The following is a 16,351-nucleotide window of genomic DNA, read 5'->3' as shown; positions in this document are numbered from 1 at the left end:
GCATGCTCGAAACGATGAAGCGCCTGGCACCCGTCAGCACCAGCACCTTGGCAAAGGCGCTGCAAATGACCCCGGAAGCAGCGCGACAGCAGATCAACAAGCTGGTGGAGCAAGAGCTGGTACAGGGCACAACGCAGCCACCAAAGGGGGCCGGGCGTCCCCGCCAGTTATGGACTTTGACGCCAGCCGGGCAGCGTTACTTTCCCGATGCACATGCCCAGCTGACCGTGCAGCTCATTGGTTCCATCCGAAAATTGTTTGGTGAACGCGGACTTGATGAACTCATTACAGACAGAGAAGTCGATGCCCGTACACGCTACGCCCAGGCATGCACGGCGCAAGATTTACCGCAACGGCTCGAGCAGCTGGCCAAAATTCGAACCCTTGAAGGCTACATGGCACATGTGGAGCCACATGGCGAGGGCTGGCTTCTGGTGGAAAACCACTGCCCGATCTGTGCCGCAGCACAGAGCTGCCGTGGATTTTGCAGATCCGAACAAGGTCTCTTCCAGGAAGTCGTGGGTCACCTGGCTACGGTAGAGCGTGGAGAATACCTGCTGGAAGGTGGCCAGCGCTGCGTCTATCAGATACGCCCCGCCCACAGTGCCGCCAGCACCCTCTGAGCCCCCTCTGAGCACCCACGAGACATTCCAGCTTTGAAGGCGCAACTGCGCAGCCGGGGTAGCGTCTGCAGCACGCTTGATCTTCACATCGAGCACCGCTGAGTGCCGGCACAGGATCGCCTGCGGGCCAATCACCTGACGCAGCATACAGATTGAAACGTACTGAGCTTGTCCATCATTGAAGGCGCACGACAATCTGATCGCATGAGCTACACCCAAACTGCTGACGCCTCTCATCCCTACGACGCCCTGACGCCCGACTGCGTGCTGGACGCGCTCAATGCCGCAGGCTTGTGGCCAGATGGTCGTTTGCAGGCGCTTGGCTCCTACGAAAACCGTGTGTACCAGGCTTGTCTGGACAAGCCGGTAGAGGGCTGCGACAAAGTGGTTGCAAAGTTCTATCGACCTGGCCGCTGGAGCGACGCACAGATTCAAGAAGAACATGCGTTTGCCAAAGAGCTGCAACAGGCCGAAGTGCCGGTGATCGCCCCCCTGCCATTGCAGGCTGCCACGCTGCACCACCACGCAGGTTTTGCTTTCAGCATCAGCCCTTGGCGCGGTGGACGAACGCCCGAGCTGGAAGACTGGGACACCCTGGAGTGGATTGGCCGCTTTCTGGCCCGCTTGCATGTGACTGGTGAGAAAAAAAGTTTCACCTCTCGCCCGCCGCTGGACGTGCAAACCATGGGTATGCAGCCCATGCAATGGCTCTTGCAACATGCCGACATGCCGCCTCATGTGCGCCAGCGCTGGCAACCGGCATGCGAAGCCGCCCTTGCGCAAGCTGCACACACGCTGCAATCTACCCCTTACCGCAGCATTCGCCTGCATGGTGACTGCCACCCGGGCAACATTCTGTGGTCCCCCGTAGATGCGGATGGCAGAGGTGGCCCGCATTTTGTGGACCTTGACGATGCACGCATGGGCCCTGCCGTGCAGGACCTGTGGATGCTGCTGTCAGGCGATCGCATGCAGCGCAGCCAGCAACTTTCGACCTTGGTAGAAGGTTATGAACAAATGCGTGCGTTTGACCGGCGAGAGCTGGCACTGATTGAGCCACTTCGCACACTGCGCCTGATTCACTACAGTGCATGGCTGGCCCAGCGCTGGAGCGATCCCGCTTTTCCGCGCGCCTTTCCCTGGTTCGGGACTGAAACATATTGGCTCGAACAAACCGCCACCCTGCAAGAGCAGCTGCAGGCCATGCAAGACGAACCTCTGTATATCTGAAGACCGTTAAAAACCACCGGGTGACACAAGGCCTCCCATCGCTCAAGCCGCTGCTCACTCCATGCGAAGACCCATTCAACAGGCCTGTCCTGCAAACGTCCAGGCCAGAGCATTTACCTTTGTCGTTTTTATCCGGCTCATAAAAAAAGCCTTCCCGCCTGAGCGGGAAGGCGCTTACTAGAGCCCAGAAACAACGCGCAGATGCGCCAGCTCAGAACGTACTCAGCACATTGATGAACCACCCTGCGATAACGCACCTGTCGCACAGTGCAGGAATGCGCAACGCAGGAGGGCGCAATGCGCATAATTCTAAAACTCAAAGCACCTGTACAGACACGCAAGCAAGTCACCCCTGATTAGTCTTATCTTGCAGCTATGCAGCCACACAAATGCAGCTGGCCTCAGCCTCCCTCTGATCTGGCCTAGCTGCTGGGTTGAACTGCCCAAACGACCGCAGCCTCTCCTGTCTACGGTGTTTACATTGCGTATTTTTGGGTCAACTCGACCTTTGCCCCCCTCCCTCCCTCCCTCCCTCCCTCCCTCCCTCCCTCCCTCCCTCGAAAGACCTGGCTAACTATTGAAAGAACTTCGCGTCGCAATTGCGTAGGGGTTGGCGCGCAGCCACTCCGCAAAACTATCTGCTGCCATGGGTCGGGAATGCAAATAGCCCTGCCCAAGCTGCACTCCCATCTGCTTGAGCCACACCCGCTGGCCTTCGGTTTCGATGCCTTCCACAACCAACTGCATTCGCAGCTCTTGCGCCAAGGCCACGGTATTGCCAATCACGCTGCGATACGGCCTGTTCTCAATGGAATGCCAGGTCACCTGGCTGGCCAGCTTGAGCTCGTCAAAGGGCAGCTGACACAGGCGCAGCAAAGAGGAATAGCCCGTTCCGTAATCATCTAAAGACATGCGCACACCCAGTCGGCGCAGCCGGCTCACGTTCTGAAAACAGGCGGCACTCGCAACAGAGGGCGCATCTTCCGTGACCTCCAAAGTCACAAGGGAAAGTGGCAATGTGTGCTCACCCAGGCGGCCAATCAGGCGACCAATCAATGCGTCATTGGCCAGCTGAAGCATGCTGAGGTTAAAAGAAAAACCCAGCGTTCGCCCCTGACTGTGCAGCTCGGTCTGGCAGGCCAGACCCTGGTCCAGAAGATCGCACAGCAGCTCATCCAAAAGCAGTGTTTCAAAGGCCATCAACGGTATGAATGCTGCAGGCGCTAGCAGACCGCGCTGAGGATGCTCCCAGCGGGCAAGCACTTCCACAGAATGCACCGCATTGCTTTCCAGTTCAAACTTTGGCTGTACGTAAGCCACAAACTCGTGACAGCGCAACCCTCTGAGAATCTCGTGCACATTCGGGGTGTAGCCAAATAAAGTTGCCGGTGCACTTTGGTAAGGTTCAGCGCTGATCGACTGTTGAATGGTGCATGTAGTCCGCATGTCTGGAGCACTTATTGAAGTCATCCAGAAAGGGTATGCGAATGTGCTTCTTTGCGGTCAAAGGTCCGTCTGCACCCCTGCCAAGATACACCTTGAGTAACACCAAGAAACTTCTCGGTACAAAGTTCACCCAGCTTGCAGCAAACGGTTAATTTGCTCCAGTGTCTCAAGTAATTCCTGACCCGCGTCACTCAGGGCCATGGAAAATCCATCGCCACCAAGCTCCTCAAGCTCCATGCACTGCTCCAGCAGTACCTGATGACTGAGCAGGTAAGCAGTCCCCTTGAGCTTGTGCACGATGCGCATCACTGCAAGCAGGTCGCGCTCATTGAGCGCACGGCGCAAGGCATCGCCTTCACTTTGATTACTGGTGATGACCTGCTTGGCCATCGCAGCCTGAATGTCATTGGCCATTAATGAAGTTTCAACAGCCTGCGACTGCCCTGTCTCCAGCTTGGGGATGAGGCGGTTGAGCGCGGCCAGATTGGCAGGCTTGGCCAGCGCGTGATCCATACCGGCATACAGACAGCGCTGAAACACTTCGCGCTGCGCATCTGCGGTAAGGCCGATGATCAAGCAGGGTTTGATGGACTGCCCCTGCTCCAGACGGCGAATGGCACGGGCCATCTCAAGGCCGTCCATCTCCGGCATATTGCAGTCGGTAATCACTACGTCGATGTCATGCTTGCTCCAGACAGCAAGCCCCTCCAGCCCATTGCAAGCGGTCAGCGTACGGTGACCCAGGTAGCCAATTTGCTGAACCAGTAAATACTGGCTTGGCAGATGGTCCTCCACAATCAGTACCGTCAGCACTGTTGCTGTATTTGCAGAAGATTCGATGCTGTTTTGCGTCGCAACATCCACCATCACCCGCGCCAGCTTGACCGAAAAATCAATCCGCGTGCCGCTGCCCACCTCGCTTTGCACATTCAGCTTGCTGCCCATCAGCAGGCACAGCGCCTGACTGATCGCCAGCCCAAGGCCTGCGCCAGCATTGGGGTTGCTGACCGCACCATCCACCCCGCGAAAAGGTTTGAAGATTTGCTCCAGCTGCGCAGCGGGAATGCCCACTCCGGTATCGATGACGCTGATGTTAAAACGCAATTCACTGTCGCCTGCTACTTCCACTGAGCAGCGCAGATCCACACTTCCTTGCTGCGTAAATTTGATGGCATTGCCAAGCAGGTTGGAGACGATCTGCTTGAGCTTCACCGCATCGCCCCACACCTGCTCTGCAGCGCCTGCATCAATGCTCAAGTTCAGGCGCAACTGTTTCTGGCGCGCAAGGCCAGAGAAAACATTGCCCACAGACTCCAGCAGATCTTTCACCCGGATCGGCTCCACCTCCAAGGTCAGCTTGCCCGCTTCAATCCGCGAGATATCCAGAATGTCGCCAATGAGCGCAAGCAGGCTTATTGCCGACTCATAGGCGATGTGCGCAAACTGATGGTTCTGCTGTGCATCGCCCTTGCGTGTCAGCACCAGCTCCAGCATGCCAATGATGGCATTGAGCGGGGTGCGAATCTCATGGCTCATCGTGGCAAGGAACACCGACTTGGCACTGCTGGCCTTGTCTGCAGACTCTTTGGCAACCTGCAGCTCGTCCAGCAGCAACTGCCGCTGCTGCAGATCCTCGCGTTTGCTGCGAATGCGCCTGCGCTGGGCAACAATTAGCACCCCCGCTACCAGCAGCAGCACACCAAGCACCTCAAAGATGCGCCAGACGTAGGATGCAACGCCCTCCCAGTACTTGTCATCAGTGGCTGAATTGGCACGCCAGCGGCCAATAATCTGCAGTGACTCCCGGGGCGTAATCTCCAGCAGCGCCTTATCAAGGATAGAGATTAATGCTGCCTGACCCTGCGGCGCGCCGAACACAATACCTGCGTCAAAACCACTGAGAACGTCTCCCGCCTTCAAGCTATTTTCGTACTTGTAGGACAGGTAATAGCGCACCATGTTGGCGGGTGCAAGCGCCTGATCCACGCGGCCATCGCGCACCAGCTTGAAGGCCTCCCCCATGGTCTGGGTTTCCTTAAAGACCAGATGCGGATACCGGCTCCTGAACTGCTCGGGGTCCACATAGCCTTTGGCAATAGCTACGGTTGTCCCTTTTTTTTCATCCTGATCGTCGCGCACAAAGTCCTTGCGCTGCACAAACAAATAATGGGTGCTCGACAGCGGCTCCGTACGCAGATAAGGCAGCGACGCTGAAGCTGTATCGGGCAGGATGCTCAGCGTTCCATGACCGTGATCGAGCAGTCTGTGCGCTTCTGTGAGCGAGCTGACGCGATGAATCTTGAAGCGCAATCCGGTCTTGCGCCGGATGATGTCCAGTACATCGGACGCAATACCATTGAGGCGCCCGCGACTGTTGAAGAAAGCGAAAGGTGCCAGGTCCTCGCTGACCACCAGCTCCACCGTCTCGGCGCGCTCCAGCCAGTCGAGCTCTGCAGAGCTGAGGCGATGACGAAATTCACTGACACTGCACTCTTCTGTTCCACCCCACAGATGCTGCGCACTGATCATCTGGCATCGGGTCAGCCCACCTAAAGCCTGCTGAAGTATTCCTGCAAGCACCGTGTTGTCTGGCAGCATGCCAAAGCCGGCTTTCACCTCAGGCAGCTTGGCGCTCTGGTTGATCACAAACTGATTGCTGAACAACTGGCTAGACAGGTACTCCGTAGAGACGGTGTCGCCTAAAAACACATCGTTTTCACCGTTCAGCACCGAGGCCATTGCCAGCAAAGCCGACGGATACTGCTGAAAACGGCCACGCCCGCCAATGCTTTCAAACAGCTCCAGCATCATGCCGCTGGCTACTGCAATGCGGGTCTTGCCGTCCGTTGTGCTGTACTCATGCAAGTCTCCGCCCTCAGAAAATAGTGCCAGCTGCGCCAGCGAATAGGGGGCACTCAGCACCCAGCCATTGCTTTGCGCCATCAAGGCATTGACATTGCTGACCATGTCAATGCGGCCTTCGCGCAGTGCGGCATACATCTCGCCACGGGTATCAAAGGCATGCACTTGCACAGGCACACCCAGCTCGCGCTGCAAGGCAGATACATAGTCAGCCACAAGGCCTTCCAGACGCTGGCCCTGCGCGAAGATACGAAACGGTGGCAACGGATCGTTGAGAACACCAACTGCCAGCGATTGCTTGTGCGCAAGCCACTGCTGCTGTGGCTTGGACAGGGTGGCCCTCAACTCATTGAGCGCTTGCCGAGGCACAGGCGTGAGCAGGTGTTCGCCCGCAAAACTAGCCCGGCTGCAGATCAGCAGACAAAGGGCGATGTACAGCAGGCGCTTCACTGGCGAACTTTCAGCTCAGATCAGATGGTGCTGCCGAGCGATTTCGCCCAGTTCAATCACTGAAGCAACACTGAGCTTGGTCTGAATATTGACCTTGTGCCCACTCACCGTCTTGTTACTCAAGCTCAGCCGCTGCGCGATTTCTCGATTGGACAAGCCCTCAGCCAGCAGCTTCAGGATCTGCAGCTCCCTGTCCGTCAGATCGTCTAGCCCCCCACTCACCTTCGCTTTGCCAAGCAAAGGCATGGCGCTTTTGGGAAAGAAAACATAGCCATCCGCAATCGTCTTGATGGCCTTGGTCAGCTTGTCGATAGGTTCACTCTTGCTGACAAAACCGCTTGCCCCGGCCTGCAGGCACCGCGTGGCATAACTGTCTTTGGACTGCGACGTGAACACAAGCACCCGGACGTCGAGCTTCTCTCGGGTAATGCGCTTGAGCACGGTCAGCCCATCAAGCTTTTCCAGCCCGATATCCAAAATGACGATATCTGGCATTAGCGACTCAATCATGCGCAAAGCATCAATGCCGTCGGCGGTTTCACCAACGGCCTCAAAGCCAATGGGCAGCAAAGCTTGGCGTATGGCCTCGCAAATCAATGGATGATCATCAACGATCAGGACTTTCTTTCGCATGGGGCCATCGCAACCTTAAGAAGTACCGCTTTTGCTCAAGCGGCAGGGGTAATTAGGCTTTTCTGTGACCTACTCCCCCAATAGGCGTGCCGGTACCGAGTGAGTAAGTCCAAGCTTTTAGAGGTTACTCCATCTCTAAAGGTTGCACTCGATTGCCTGTGGCAATTGACTTTTGATGACCTTTGCTAACATTTGCAGGCGCAGCAGCGCGCCTATTTTTATCAGCCAATTCATGGCGCAGCGCCTGCCCCGGCAACGGGTTGATGAGCCCGCCCAGCAGCCTGTAGACATTGAATTTTTTCTGCACAAACAAGCGCAGACCCATGCGCAGGCAAACGCAGCCACCCCTGATGCCATTCAAGGCCGGTGCTGCAGTAACCGCGCCAGCCTTGCTGCGAACACGCCCTCTGCACGCACGCGAACGCTGAAGGGCCAAGGTGGTGAGCAGCGAGCACACCCTTGCTTTATCTGGCCCCACCCGCATTGCGTGCACCAGCTGCGGTTGCCTGCCGCCCGCCGATCACATCTGCCGCCGCCATTACAACCATCGCCTTCATCACAAGCATTGGGTTCACCGGGTAACGTGGTCCGCGCTTGGGCTGTTGCAATGCCATGTTCATCAGCATAAAACAATAGCTTCCATCGCTTACAAACAAAGGTTTTCAGATAGTTTTATATCTAAAAACCTTTATGGGTAAGCCTTTAAAGCTATTAAAACAACTTAAGCACCAATCACTCGGCCCTTGGAACTCAGTTGTAGTCAATCACGTAGTTCATCGTGCCATTGGCTTGGCCAGCCTTGACTGTGCTGTTACCGATACGCTCATAGCCCACATCCATGGGCAGTCTGTAGCGCTCTCCACCAGACTCCGAGCGCATCCAGTCCATATCAACTGCACTCCCGGGCAGTTTTGCGCCATCCCGGCTCAAGGCAATTTCAACACCTGTTGCACCGCCCGGCGTAAGGCTGAGCCTGCCCGGACCATTGAAGCTGCCCTCAAAATAAACCATGACTGGCAACTTGGAGCCGGCAGGCAACCCGGTACATACCACCTCCAGATTTAAGCGGCGTGTTTTGCGCAGCGGCAAATCCGCCGCATTGACCTTGCCCAGTGGGAAATTGATGGTCTTGGCGCCCGCGCAACCCGTGAAATACTCCTTGGTGGTCAGCACAACACTGCTGTTGGCATAAAAGGTCACAGCCGTCCAATCATCGTATCTGGCAAAGACCCTGAAATTCAAATTGACAGTGCCCGTTTTAATTTCGAATGCCGTGCGAATGAACTCCACATCCAGCTCACTGAGCCCAAAGGCCAGAGCTACGGCGTTTTGCCTGCTCCTGCTGAAAGGCACCGTTTCCTTGTAGTAGCTTCTCTCCTTGAGCCTGAACCCTACGCCGGGCACATTGGTGCTGTAGACATCGCTGTAGCCTGGCACCAGCGTGGCGCCCTCCAGCCAATACGATGTGTGCACTGTCGGCACCTTCAAATCCGGGCACTTAACCATTCTTAAGCCCCTGAGGGCGTAGTTCAACTGAAAGCTCCCCATCGATCGACCAATGGGAGCCAGCTTGAGCTCTTGTGTTGAAAGGAACTCAAAGTTGGTGGTGCGAGAGGCAGTGTCAGGGCGTGAAGCTGCCGGTTGCTCGAGCCAATAACACTGGTTCCTGTTTTGAGCGCTGGCGCTCAGGGCCATGAACACCGTTACTGCGGCAAGAAGAAGTTTTTTAATCACAGGGTGGCTCCGTGCTCAGTCTGGGCTGTGCCGCAGGTAACGTTTACTCGGTCGTAGGTCAGGGCACTGTCCTTGGCTGGCAAGGTGTAGGGGGCTGAACAGACTCCCCCGCCCCAGCGCACAGTCACCCAGCCGTCATCCTTGATGCCAAATACCAGGGCGCGGGACTGGTGGTCAATCACCGCCAGCACGCTGCCCGCGTCATCCTCTACGCGGGCACCAAAAGGCAGTTTTTCGCCATCGCTTGTGGTCAGAACAAACTGCACACGCCGGCCCGAGGATGCGTCAAAGCTGGCCTTGACCACGGCACCGCGCCGCGGCACAACGTACTGCGATGTTTCACGCACATCCACGTCGGCACCCAGCGTCAGCGTGTCAATGCCAATGCTGTTGTAGCGATAGGGCTGCACATAACTCTCAATGGCATAGCCCGCCTTGTTCGTATGAGTGAGCGCTCCGTTCACGCTCACCCCCTCTACTCCGGGCACTTCCACCAGCACAAAAGTTTCTCCCACCGGCTGACCAAAGGTGACGCCCCCCGCATGCGCAACCACCGAGCCAGAGGCGGACGCATCAACGTGGCGCGATGCACCAGATTGCGAGTAGTTGCCCGCCAGCTTGGCCGCAGATGCATCCCACAGCACGCCAAGGCTGCCCGAGTGCTGGCTGTCAGCCGAGCCCGCTTGCGCGAAGTAAGACAGCCTGCTGTCATCGTCCAGGTAGCCCGATACCCCAGCCTGTACGGTGTTGCTGCCATCGCTCGAGTGGGTCATCTGGCTGTGCAGCCGCTGCGAGCGCGAGCCCAGCGGAATGCTCACTGAAACGGCAAGCTGGTTTTCTGGCTTGCGCAGGGAATTGGTATTTCTCGTGCGCGATGCTGAGATGCTGTAGCTGATGTTGCGAAAGTTGCCGCTGTAGCCCAGTTGCATGCTTTGTGCACTGCCCGCACGGTCGCGGTAGCTGGTTTCACTCATGCTGGCATATACCGAGCCATAGCTACCCAGAGGCTGGTTCAGGTTCAGGTTGATGCGTTTCTTGGGCCGGCCGTTGACGAATGGGTACAGATCAGAGCCGCTGCGCTCCTGAATATGTTCACGCACCGTGCGATAACCCACGGTGGAGTAAAGGTAGCCCGCCATGGTGAAGGCTGTGCTGGTGCGAGAGAGCGTTTTGGAGTAGAGCAGGCGCGTACTCTGGCCCGTCGTGGTGTTGCCATAACGGCTGCGAGACTGGCTGTTGGTAACGTCCAGCGACACACCACCCAGTGCACTGTTCAAACCCAGCCCCAGGTTGATTGCGCGATAGCCGTTGGCGCTTAAAAAACCCCCTGAGACCGTCAGATTGTTGGTGGCACCATAAACCGCGGTTGCCTGCAGCAGACGGGGCGCCTTCAGGCCATCGGAGTCGTACTCCCCCACCGACAGGCTGTATCGAAAGGCACCCCGGCGCACCATCACCGGCAGGTGGGAATAGGCTTGTGTGAATGTGCGCTTGCGGCCATCCGATTCAACGATCGTTATCTCCAGATCGCCATTGGAGCCGCCGGGGTACAGATCGCGAATCTCGAAAGCGCCCGGAGACACGGTGGTGGAATAGATGACGTAGCCGTTCTGGCGCACTTCAACCGTGGCGTGCGTTTCGGCAATGCCATGCACCACTGGTGCGTAACCGGCCAGGTCATCAGGCAGCATGCCAATGTCCGAACCTAGCTGCACACCGCGAAAGCGGCTGCTTTCAAAAATATCGCTGTTCGTATAAAGCTGGCCAATGGCAAAGCGACCTTTGAGCGAAGTGACATCACGCTCCACGTAGCTGCGGTTGCTGGAAAAAAGACGCTTTGTCCCCGTGCTCTGGCTCAGCGATGAATCGTTGCGCAGACGCCATTGGCCAAGGTTTAAGCCATTGCGCAATCCCAGGTGAGCGTAGTCACTGCGAAAGTTGCCACCGCTGTTGCGGCTCATCGTCCACTGGTAGTTCGTAAAGGCCGCAGGCACACCTGCGTCCCAAAGTGAAGGGTCCACGTAATCACGCGAGTTACGGCTGATGTATGCCTGAGGAACACTGAGAAAAAGAGCGAGCTTGGAGACATCCATCTCAACGGCAGAGCCCTCAATGCGCCCCAATGTGACGGCCTCATCGTCACCGCCACTTTCAGACACGATGCCTTCTTTTTGCAGCCGCTCAATGTCCACCCCCATTTCGCGCAACAGGCCAATACGGATCACCGGCTGCACCTCTGAGCGCGCTCCCTGTGCAACGAAGTCCATGCTCTGGCGGCGTTCCAGGCGCTGATTCAGATAGAGATCGACGCGGTAGCTACCGGGCACCATGCCGTTGGACTTTTCAAAGAAGCGCAGATCAACATTGGCCCCCTTGTCTTTGAGGAACATGGGGTTGAACTGGATGGCGTTTGCGGGCGACACACTCATCAGGCATGCCACTGCCAGGCAAGGCAGTGGCATGCCTGCCTGCATCCAGATGCGCTGCCTTCTGTGCTTTTCTTTGATTTTTTTCATCTGTATGCAACGCAGTTGGAGCCCACGTGAAAGGCACGTTCTGCGCAGAGGTAGTAGCCGCATCAAGTGAGTGAATGAAAAAAACTGGGCCAATACCGCGTCACAGACGCAGCGAGGCCTGGTGCTTGACCAGCCCCCCGTAGTCATTGATAGATTCCCAGCGCACTTGTGCATCGCCGCTGAACGTGGCGGGTAGCGGCAGGGTGAACGCCATGCGCTCGGTGCCCTGAGGCGCAACCATGGAAGGCTCCACCCCATACTCTTTCTGGTCCACGACGATGCTCACCTTGGCGAACGAGACATGGAACGCAGAGTCATTGCTGGCCAGCAGCACAGGAGAGCCCGAGGTTTTCTCGATGCGCCATGTCAGGTTGCGCGCAGCAGCATCGGCTGTGCCCGGCAGATCCTTGGGGCGATAAAACAGCTTTAACCGCTGCCGGATAGCGATCTGCAGACTGTTCTCAAACTCGCTGACCTGGGGAATTTCTTGAACGCTCAGCCACACCACTGACTCGCGGTCCTGCGGCAGACCCACGCCCTGATAGAAGATGCGCAGCGTCTGCTCTTTGCGGTGGCCCAGGCGAGCCAGCGATGGTGTGATGGCAAACGGGACATCGCTCTCAGCCTGACTGGGCATCGCCTCAATCCAGGACTGAATCATGATGTCGTTGACGCCTTCATTGCGTACCTGAAGCGTGGCCTCCTGCTGCGTGGCGGGAAAAATAACTCTTGTTCCGCCAATCTGGATGCCAGCCACGCCTATTGCTGTGTACGTCGAAAATACCAGTACCAGATATACGCGTAAAAATAATTTTATTTTCATTAACGGCTCGCTGAAACTGGGGGCATAACCCCCCCCCGGCACAATTTATTCGTACGTCATGGAGAAAGGCAAAGTGCCGTTGGCTGTGCCAACCACCAGGGTCGCACCGTTAGCAACATACGAAGCACGCATGCGCAACTCGGCAGTAAAGTTGCCAGCGCCGGCATCCGTCAGTTCTGCAACATATGCCTGGTTGGCAGACAGATTAATGAGCTGGTTCGATTCGTCGTACAGCCCAATACCTACGCCTCGTGCCACACCGTCAGTTTTCAGAAGGCTGTTATTGATCGCATCGATACCCGAGCCGGACATGGGATCAAATTTGAACTTAACTTTAGTCACGCCGGCTGCAGTGCAATCGAGTGACAAGTTAATCGACGCACCGGCAACCATATTGCCGGTACCAGCATTGGTAATACTGCTGGCACTGACCTTGCCCAGCGGCACGTTGATGTTCTTGCCATTGACATCGGTGCCAGCCCCGCCTGTTACCACGCACGAAGCGGAGGTGATTTCACCGGTGAAGTTAATGGTGCCATCAGCAGCCATTGCGGTACTGGTCAATGCGCAAGCTGCGCAGGCCGCAATAATGGTCTTCAATTTTTTCATAATTTAGAACTTCCATACTGTTCGCCGTTATTAGCGAGTGGAAATTCTATAAATAATAGAAAATAAATGAACAAGAATTTTTTTGATAACAAATAAGACTCTTCTCCAATACACGAAATAAATGCAATGAGCGCATCCTCAGATTCAGTCACTTGATAATTCAGGAGCCAATATATTATCTATTCAACTTTAAGCAATAAATAATAAAGACTTTCATCAATAATTAATCAAGCATTATTTGTTTTACTGCGTAGTCTTAAGTCAAGCGGCACTGTATTTAAAGAAATATTTTCGAGAGTTACAATGAAATTTCGCACAACGAAACAAATACAGCATGGGCAACCCTTCCGACCGCAACTTGCCATTACGTTCTGAGATGAAATCCAATACAGCCTGCGCGCAGGTACAAGAAGTCAACGCCCCAGACTCTGGTGCTGAGCCTGAGGGCGCAATCCCATCAACGGGCAGCGTTATTGCGGTCATCCGGGCGATGAAGGTGCTGGATGCTTTTGCGTTGGGAGAGTCGCATCTGACGCTGGCCGAGCTCAGCCGGCGCTGCCAATTGCACAAGACCACTGCACTGCGCATTGCACGCACGCTTGCGCAGTCTGGATATCTGGTTCAGCGCGAAGACGGTGACTGGCGTCTGGGCCCCGCAACAGGCTGGCTGGGAGCGCGATACCAGGCAGGTTTTGACGTGCAAAACGTGCTTGAACCTGCACTGCGCGCCCTCACTCTGGCCAGCGGAGAAAGTGCTGCCTTCTACGTCAGAGAAGGCAATGTGAGAACCTGTCTTGTGCGTGTAGAAGGGCCACAAGCGCTGCGCCATCACGCACGCATGGGTGAAGGCCTGCCGCTGGACAAAGGCTCTCCAGGGCGCGTGATACTTGCTTTTTCTGGAGCGCCCGGGGAGTTATACGAAGCCATACGCCAGCGTGGTTTTCACTGGTCTATCGGAGAACGCGAGCAAGGCGTGGCCACCATTTCTGCACCCGTTTTTGGCAAGCACTGGCGGCTTCTAGGCTCCGTGTGCGTGTCTGGCCCTGCTTCACGCCTGCCTCAGCAAAAATTGGAAGAAATGGCCAAAACGGTGATTGCTGCAGCCAACCAGCTGTCCTATGCACTGGCTGGAAATACGGGCACAGCAGCACCTCTAGTCCGAGAAAGCTACTGGCACCCGTGATGATGGCTGCGCCCTCTTCCCTCAGAAGGGCTGGCACAGGCACGCAAATCAAACGCTTGTGCTAGAGACAAGACCTGAGCAGGTGCCCCAATTCAAGATGCTGGCGAGCAGCTGCAGGTGCTATGCATGGGGGTCATGGGGCCAGTAGTGGCTGTCCGGTACAGGGCGAGCACCAAAGATGGCCTGACCAACGCGCACCACCGTAGCGCCTTCCTCGATGGCGATCTCGAAATCACCGGACATGCCCATGGACAGTTCTTGCAGCCCGATGCAGGGGTGCGTGCTCTGCTGCAATTGGTCGCGCAGCTTGCGCAGCAGCACGAAGCACTGGCGCACGCGCTCAGCCTCGCTGGAGAACACCGCCAGCGTCATCAGCCCGCGCACGCGCAGCGCAGAGAACGCAGGCAGCGCCTGCATGAAGGCCAGCGCATTCTCAGGAGCCACACCGTACTTGCTGGCTTCGCCCGAGGTATTGACCTGCACGAACACGTCCAGCGAACGGCCTTCGACCTGCAGGCGGCGATCCAGCGCTTGGGCAACGCGCAGGCTGTCCAGCGCCTGAAACTCGGTTGCAAACCGCGCCACCAGTTTGGCTTTGTTGGTTTGCAAGTGGCCAATGACCGACCATTGCAGATCGTGCAGATCCTGCATGGCTTCGTATTTGCGGTGCGCCTCTTGCACCTTGTTTTCACCCAGCAATCGGCAACCGGCAGCGTAGGCCAGCCGCAGGCTTGCTTCGGGCTTGGTCTTGCTGACCGGCAGCAGGCGCACGGTTGCAGGATCGCGGTCACAGCGGCGGCAGGCTTCCTCGATGCGCGTGCGCACTGCCGCCAGATTGCGTTGCAAATCTTCGACCGTGGTGGCCTCGGGGTAGTGGCCATGCTGTAGCTGTGTGTCAGAAGGCATGAACATCATCCCACTCTCTTGCCGGCTGGCGCCGGGGAAATGACAGCTGTCGAAGCTCTGTGCGGCAACCGGCCATTGAGCACTGCATGTGCAACCAGCCCGATGACCAGGCCCCAGAACGCCCCGCCAATGCCTAGCAAGGTGATGTTGGCAGCAGCAGCCAGAAAGGTGATCAGTGAGGCCTCGCGTGTCTTGGGATCAGCCATCGCGCTGGCAAGGCTGGCACCGATGGTGCCCAGCAGCGCCAGACCCGCCAGCGTGGTGATGAAGGTTGCAGGAAAGGCCATGAAAACAGCCGCCAGTGTCACGCCAAACACGCCTATCAGGGTGTAGAAAATGCCTGCGGCAATGCCGGCAATCCACCGCTTGGATGGGTCTTCATGCGCCTGCGGGCCAGTGCAGATGGCAGCGGTGATGGCGGCAATGTTGAAGGCGTGCGAACCGAATGGAGCCATCAGCAAGGAGCCAAGTCCGGTCATGGCGACGATGGGGTTGGCACTGGTTTGAAAGCCATCGTTGCGCAGCACCAGCATGCCGGGCATGTACTGGCCCGTCAGGGTGATGAGAAACAGCGGCAACGCCACACTCAGCAGTGCGTTGACAGAAAACGCGGGCATGGTGAAGACCGGTGCGGCCAGCGTCAGTGACAGCCCCGACAGATCGATACGCTCTTGAACCAGCAGGAAAACCAGCCCCAGCAACAAAATACCCACCACCGCATAGCGTGCGCAAAAGCGTTTGAGCACCACATAGGCAACAATTAACAGCCCGGCCAGCAGCGGCTCCAGGCTCATGCCGCCGAAGGCTTTGATTCCGAATTGCAGCAAGATACCTGCCAGCAGCCCCGCCGCCACGCCCGGCGGTATCAGGCGAATGACCCGGTCAAACCAGCCTGACAGGCCCAGCACCACGAAGGCGGCCCCGCAGATCAGATAGGCACCAACCGCTTGTGCGTAAGGCACGCTCGCCAGTGCTGTGACCAGAAATGCCGCCGCTGGTGTGGACCAGGCGGTGATGATCGGCTCGCGAGACATCCAGCTCAGAATGATCCCCGTTACCCCCACACCAATGGAAACTGACCACACCCACGATGCCGTCAGCTCCGCGCTGAGGCCGGCCACCTTGGCTGCCTGGAACACCAAAATGAAAGTACCACCGTAGTTGACGATGACTGAGATCAGGCCCGCCACGACGGGATGGGTGAAATCGTTCCAGCGAAACGACGAAGGTAAAGAAGCAGATGGCATGGCCTGACGGTGGCTGTGAAAGCGTGTGCTGAGTGGATGGGGAAATGCATTTGTAGTTTTAAAATGGCCTGATGTTCCCCGCCATTTTT

The 16,351-nt window shown here is 56.8% G+C and carries 14 protein-coding genes; 3 read left to right on the top strand and 11 right to left on the bottom strand.

The window, feature by feature from the left end; all coding sequences use genetic code 11:
• The first annotated feature begins 2 nt into the window (after positions 1-2).
• Together IB213_RS01395 and IB213_RS01390 are read left to right on the top strand one after the other, a co-directional pair.
• Entirely contained in the window at positions 3-623 is a 621-nt protein-coding gene (locus IB213_RS01395; protein ID WP_225560915.1) for a metalloregulator ArsR/SmtB family transcription factor, read from the top strand.
• A gap of 204 nt (positions 624-827) precedes the next feature.
• Complete coding sequence (locus IB213_RS01390; RefSeq protein WP_192405151.1) at positions 828-1,853, top strand: serine/threonine protein kinase; 1,026 nt, start codon at positions 828-830, stop codon at positions 1,851-1,853.
• Positions 1,854-2,423: 570 nt separating this feature from the next.
• Here the strand turns inward: IB213_RS01390 and IB213_RS01385 are convergent.
• The 9 genes from IB213_RS01385 to IB213_RS01345 all read right to left on the bottom strand — a co-directional run bounded on the left by IB213_RS01385 (position 2,424) and on the right by IB213_RS01345 (position 12,926).
• Complete coding sequence (locus tag IB213_RS01385; protein ID WP_192405150.1) at positions 2,424-3,299, bottom strand: EAL domain-containing protein; 876 nt, start codon at positions 3,297-3,299, stop codon at positions 2,424-2,426.
• A gap of 126 nt (positions 3,300-3,425) precedes the next feature.
• Positions 3,426-6,611, bottom strand: coding sequence for a transporter substrate-binding domain-containing protein (locus IB213_RS01380; protein WP_192405149.1), 3,186 nt, complete (start codon positions 6,609-6,611; stop codon positions 3,426-3,428).
• Between the two features lie 15 nt (positions 6,612-6,626).
• Positions 6,627-7,244 (bottom strand): response regulator transcription factor, encoded by a 618-nt coding sequence (locus IB213_RS01375; protein ID WP_191722559.1) that lies wholly within the window; start codon positions 7,242-7,244, stop codon positions 6,627-6,629.
• A 124-nt stretch (positions 7,245-7,368) separates the two neighbouring features.
• On the bottom strand, positions 7,369-7,569 hold the full coding sequence (locus tag IB213_RS01370; protein WP_192405148.1) for a hypothetical protein: 201 nt from the start codon (positions 7,567-7,569) through the stop codon (positions 7,369-7,371).
• Between the two features lie 139 nt (positions 7,570-7,708).
• Positions 7,709-7,870, bottom strand: coding sequence for a hypothetical protein (locus tag IB213_RS01365; RefSeq protein WP_192405147.1), 162 nt, complete (start codon positions 7,868-7,870; stop codon positions 7,709-7,711).
• A gap of 124 nt (positions 7,871-7,994) precedes the next feature.
• Positions 7,995-8,978 carry a fimbrial protein gene (locus tag IB213_RS01360; protein ID WP_192405146.1) on the bottom strand — a complete coding sequence of 328 codons (984 nt, stop codon included), beginning with the start codon at positions 8,976-8,978 and terminating at the stop codon, positions 7,995-7,997.
• Positions 8,975-11,440, bottom strand: coding sequence for a fimbria/pilus outer membrane usher protein (locus IB213_RS01355; protein WP_192405145.1), 2,466 nt, complete (start codon positions 11,438-11,440; stop codon positions 8,975-8,977). The genes IB213_RS01360 and IB213_RS01355 overlap by 4 nt, the downstream gene beginning before the upstream one ends.
• A 154-nt stretch (positions 11,441-11,594) precedes the next feature.
• Positions 11,595-12,317, bottom strand: coding sequence for a molecular chaperone (locus tag IB213_RS01350; RefSeq protein WP_191722555.1), 723 nt, complete (start codon positions 12,315-12,317; stop codon positions 11,595-11,597).
• 45 nt (positions 12,318-12,362) lie between these two features.
• Positions 12,363-12,926, bottom strand: coding sequence for a fimbrial protein (locus tag IB213_RS01345; protein ID WP_225560914.1), 564 nt, complete (start codon positions 12,924-12,926; stop codon positions 12,363-12,365).
• Between the two features lie 376 nt (positions 12,927-13,302).
• Here IB213_RS01345 and IB213_RS01340 point away from each other — a divergent pair, with 376 nt between their 5' ends.
• On the top strand, positions 13,303-14,109 hold the full coding sequence (locus tag IB213_RS01340; RefSeq protein ID WP_225560913.1) for an IclR family transcriptional regulator: 807 nt from the start codon (positions 13,303-13,305) through the stop codon (positions 14,107-14,109).
• 120 nt (positions 14,110-14,229) lie between these two features.
• Here IB213_RS01340 and IB213_RS01335 read toward each other — a convergent pair whose 3' ends face one another.
• The gene (locus tag IB213_RS01335; RefSeq protein ID WP_192405144.1) at positions 14,230-15,021 is read right to left on the bottom strand and encodes a YggS family pyridoxal phosphate-dependent enzyme; all 792 of its coding nucleotides are present in this window, start codon (positions 15,019-15,021) and stop codon (positions 14,230-14,232) included.
• Positions 15,021-16,262, bottom strand: coding sequence for a benzoate/H(+) symporter BenE family transporter (locus tag IB213_RS01330; RefSeq protein ID WP_192405143.1), 1,242 nt, complete (start codon positions 16,260-16,262; stop codon positions 15,021-15,023). Before IB213_RS01330 ends, IB213_RS01335 begins: the two co-directional genes overlap by 1 nt.
• Positions 16,263-16,351: the final 89 nt, after the last annotated feature.

The organism is Comamonas sp. CMM02 (genome assembly GCF_014851485.1).
GTDB classification, from domain to species: Bacteria; Pseudomonadota; Gammaproteobacteria; order Burkholderiales; family Burkholderiaceae_C; genus Comamonas; species Comamonas avium.
Note: the sequence above shows the minus strand (reverse complement) of the source record. Positions and strands in the feature narration are given on the sequence as shown.

Coding starts and splice junctions, on each gene's coding strand:
- IB213_RS01395 (WP_225560915.1), top strand. CDS start 3: ATGCTCGAAACGATGAAGCGCCTGGCACCCGTCAGCACCAGCACCTTG.
- IB213_RS01390 (WP_192405151.1), top strand. CDS start 828: ATGAGCTACACCCAAACTGCTGACGCCTCTCATCCCTACGACGCCCTG.
- IB213_RS01385 (WP_192405150.1), bottom strand. CDS start 3,299: ATGCGGACTACATGCACCATTCAACAGTCGATCAGCGCTGAACCTTAC.
- IB213_RS01375 (WP_191722559.1), bottom strand. CDS start 7,244: ATGCGAAAGAAAGTCCTGATCGTTGATGATCATCCATTGATTTGCGAG.
- IB213_RS01370 (WP_192405148.1), bottom strand. CDS start 7,569: ATGGGTCTGCGCTTGTTTGTGCAGAAAAAATTCAATGTCTACAGGCTG.
- IB213_RS01365 (WP_192405147.1), bottom strand. CDS start 7,870: ATGCTGATGAACATGGCATTGCAACAGCCCAAGCGCGGACCACGTTAC.
- IB213_RS01355 (WP_192405145.1), bottom strand. CDS start 11,440: ATGCCACTGCCTTGCCTGGCAGTGGCATGCCTGATGAGTGTGTCGCCC.
- IB213_RS01350 (WP_191722555.1), bottom strand. CDS start 12,317: ATGAAAATAAAATTATTTTTACGCGTATATCTGGTACTGGTATTTTCG.
- IB213_RS01345 (WP_225560914.1), bottom strand. CDS start 12,926: ATGAAAAAATTGAAGACCATTATTGCGGCCTGCGCAGCTTGCGCATTG.
- IB213_RS01340 (WP_225560913.1), top strand. CDS start 13,303: ATGAAATCCAATACAGCCTGCGCGCAGGTACAAGAAGTCAACGCCCCA.
- IB213_RS01335 (WP_192405144.1), bottom strand. CDS start 15,021: ATGTTCATGCCTTCTGACACACAGCTACAGCATGGCCACTACCCCGAG.
- IB213_RS01330 (WP_192405143.1), bottom strand. CDS start 16,262: ATGCCATCTGCTTCTTTACCTTCGTCGTTTCGCTGGAACGATTTCACC.